This is a genomic window from Streptomyces sp. 6N223 (assembly GCF_052246635.1).
Classification (GTDB): Bacteria; Actinomycetota; Actinomycetes; order Streptomycetales; family Streptomycetaceae; genus Streptomyces.
Window position 1 is genome coordinate 1 of record NZ_JBQQCA010000127.1, and the last position, 3367, is coordinate 3367.

3 protein-coding genes and 1 pseudogene are annotated in these 3367 nt (G+C 71.7%); all 4 read left to right on the plus strand.

From position 1 onward, the window contains the following. A partial coding sequence (locus tag ACTWQH_RS32565) for an EAL domain-containing protein (protein WP_443290421.1) occupies positions 1 to 414 on the plus strand: 414 nt, incomplete at its 5' end. Between the two features lie 297 nt (positions 415 to 711). After that, on the plus strand, positions 712 to 2553 hold the full coding sequence (locus tag ACTWQH_RS32570; protein WP_443290422.1) for an acetolactate synthase large subunit: 1842 nt from the start codon (positions 712 to 714) through the stop codon (positions 2551 to 2553). 35 nt (positions 2554 to 2588) lie between these two features. Beyond that, positions 2589 to 3113 (plus strand): acetolactate synthase small subunit, encoded by a 525-nt coding sequence (gene ilvN, locus ACTWQH_RS32575; RefSeq protein WP_443290423.1) that lies wholly within the window; start codon positions 2589 to 2591, stop codon positions 3111 to 3113. 124 nt (positions 3114 to 3237) lie between these two features. Then, a pseudogene (locus tag ACTWQH_RS32580) lies at positions 3238 to 3367 on the plus strand (ketol-acid reductoisomerase); the annotation flags it as partial.

A 3367-nucleotide genomic window follows, 5' to 3' on the forward strand; every position in this document is an offset into this window, starting at 1 on the left:
GAGCCGTGCCGCCGGCTCGCCGAGATCGGCCGCCTCGGCGTCGGCATCTCCCTCGGCGGCCTCGGCGGCGCCGGCACCCCGCCCGCCACCCTCCACCGCCTCCCCCCGGACCTGGTGCGCCGCATCCGCCTCGACCGCGAGCTCACCGACGGCCTGCTGGACTCCCCGGCGCTGCGCGCCATCGCCGCCGCGCTGCTGCGGATGGCCGCCGAGCTGGGCATCGCCTCCCTCGCCGACGGCGTCGTCCTGCCCGAACAGGCGGTGGCCCTCCGGGCGTTGGGCTGCCGCCAGGCCCAGGGCCCGGCGTTGTGCGAGCCGCTGGAGACCGACCGGCTCGGCCGCGTCCTCGACCAGGGGCGGCTGCCCGTGCCGCCCGACCCCGCGCCCACCCGCCCCGCCGCCCAGCCACTGTGACCCGCATCTCTGACCACATAGTGAGACGTCATTTCCGCTCGCTTGACACGCGGTAGGAGAAAAGAGCAATGTCTGACCCATGCGCCACCAGATTCTCGTACTCGGACGGCGCGTCGGCTGAGCCGGGACACCCCCCGCCGCCCAGCGACGCGCTCCCCTCGCCTGCCTCACGGCACGAGGGGTTTTTTGTTGCACTGACACCCCCCGCCGGCGCCTCCCCGCCGGCGCCCTCCCCGCGTCACCCCTCCCAGCACCCGCACTCCGCGTCACCACCCTCACCCTGAGAAGAGATCGCCGATGACCGAACAGGCATCCGGGGCTCCGAAGCCGCAGCCACGGGCCCCCCGCAGCGCAGCGCACTCACCCGCCACCGTCGCGCACCTCACCGGCGCCCAGTCCCTGATCCGCTCCCTCGAAGCGGTCGGCGCCGACACCGTGTTCGGCATCCCCGGCGGCACGATCCTCCCCGCCTACGACCCGCTGATGGACTCCACCAAGGTCCGTCACATCCTGGTGCGCCACGAGCAGGGCGCCGGACACGCCGCCACCGGCTACGCCCAGGCCACCGGCAAGGTCGGCGTCTGCATGGCCACCTCGGGCCCCGGCGCCACCAACCTCGTCACCCCCATCGCCGACGCCCACATGGACTCCGTGCCGCTGGTCGCCATCACCGGCCAGGTCACCACCAAGACCATCGGCACCGACGCCTTCCAGGAAGCGGACATCTGCGGCATCACCCTGCCCATCACCAAGCACAACTACCTGGTCACCGACCCGGTGGACATCCCGCGGGTCATCGCCGAGGCGTTCCACATCGCCGCCACCGGCCGGCCGGGCCCCGTCCTGGTGGACATCCCCAAGGACGTCCTGCAGAGCCAGACCTCCTTCACCTGGCCCCCCACCCAGGAGCTGCCCGGGTACCGGCCCGTCAGCCGCCCGCACGCCAAGCAGATCCGCGAGGCCGCCCGCCTGATGAGCGAGGCCCGCCGGCCCGTGCTCTACGTCGGTGGCGGCGTGATCAAGGCCCGCGCCTCCGTCGAACTGCGGACCCTGGCAGAGCTGACCGGCGCGCCGGTGACCACCACCCTGATGGCCCTGGGCGCCTTCCCCGACAGCCACCCCCAGCACCTGGGGATGCCCGGCATGCACGGCTCCGTCGCCGCCGTCACCGCCCTGCAGAAGGCCGACCTGATCGTGGCGCTGGGCGCCCGCTTCGACGACCGCGTCACCGGCAGGATCGACTCCTTCGCGCCGCACGCGAAGATCGTCCACGCCGACATCGACCCGGCCGAGATCGGCAAGAACCGCACCGCCGACGTCCCCATCGTCGGCGACGTCAAGGAGGTCATGGCCGAGCTGACGGCCGTCCTGACCGAGTCCTCCCGCCCCGACATCGCCGCCTGGTGGCAGCAGCTCAACCGCTGGCGCGAGACCTACCCGCTCGGCTACGACCTGCCCGAGGACGGCAGCCTCTCCCCGCAGCAGGTCATCGAGCGCATCGGGGCGCTCGCCCCCGCCGGCACCATCTACACCGCCGGCGTCGGCCAGCACCAGATGTGGACCGCCCACTACGTCCCCTTCGAACGCCCCGGCACCTGGCTGAACTCCGGGGGCCTCGGCACCATGGGCTACGCCGTCCCCGCCGCGCTCGGCGCCAAGGCCGGCCGCCCCGACGCCACCGTCTGGGCCATCGACGGCGACGGCTGCTTCCAGATGACCAACCAGGAGCTCGCCACCGCCGCGCTGAACGGCATCCCCATCAAGATCGCCGTCATCAACAACGGTGCCCTGGGCATGGTTCGCCAGTGGCAGACCCTCTTCTACAACCAGCGCTACTCCAACACCGTGCTCCGCGACGGCCCGGGCGCCTCGGGCGTGGCCACCAGCGCCGGCACCCGCGTCCCCGACTTCGTCAAGCTCGCCGAGGCCATGGGCTGCGTCGGCCTGCGCTGCGAGGACCCCGAGCAGCTCGACGCCGTCATCGAGAAGGCCAACGCCATCAACGACCGCCCCGTCGTCGTCGACTTCATCGTCCACGAGGACGCCATGGTCTGGCCCATGGTCGCCGCCGGCACCTCCAACGACGAGGTCATGGCCGCCCGCGGGGTCCGCCCCGACTTCAGCGACGCCGCCGAGTGAGCCGCGGAATCCGAGCCGAGGGAACGAAGAAACCCATGTCCAAGCACACCCTCTCCGTCCTGGTCGAGAACAAGCCGGGCGTGTTGTCCCGGATCACCTCGCTCTTCTCCCGCCGGGGCTTCAACATCGACTCGCTCGCGGTCGGCACCACCGAGCACCCCGAGGTCTCCCGCATCACCATCGTCGTCAACGTCGAGGACCTCCCGCTCGAACAGGTCACCAAGCAGCTCAACAAGCTCGTCAACGTGCTGAAGATCGTCGAGCTCGACCCGGCCGCCGCCGTCCACCGCGAGCTGGTCCTGGTGAAGGTCCGCGCCGACAACGACACCCGCTCGCAGATCGTGGAGATCGTCCGCCTCTTCCGCGCCAAGACCGTCGACGTCGCCCCCGAGGCCCTCACCATCGAGGCCACCGGCAGCAGCGACAAGCTGGAGGCCATGCTGCGGATGCTGGAGCCCTTCGGCATCAAGGAGCTCGTGCAGTCCGGCGCCATCGCCATCGGCCGCGGCTCCCGCTCCATCACCGACCGATCGCTGCGCGCCCTGGAGCGCACGGCGTAACGCGGGCGCGGCGCGGCAGCGCGCGGACCGGATGGCGAGACCAGCCCCCAACTCCCGTCCCGCCGGGCATACGGTGGTCCCACGGGCGGATGAGCCAGCAACACACCCAAGGAGAAGAACCCAAGTGGCCGAGCTGTTCTACGACGACGACGCCGATCTGTCCATCATCCAGGGCCGCAAGGTCGCGGTCCTCGGCTACGGCAGCCAGGGACACGCCCACGCCCTGTCCCTGCGCGACTCGGGAGTCGACGTCC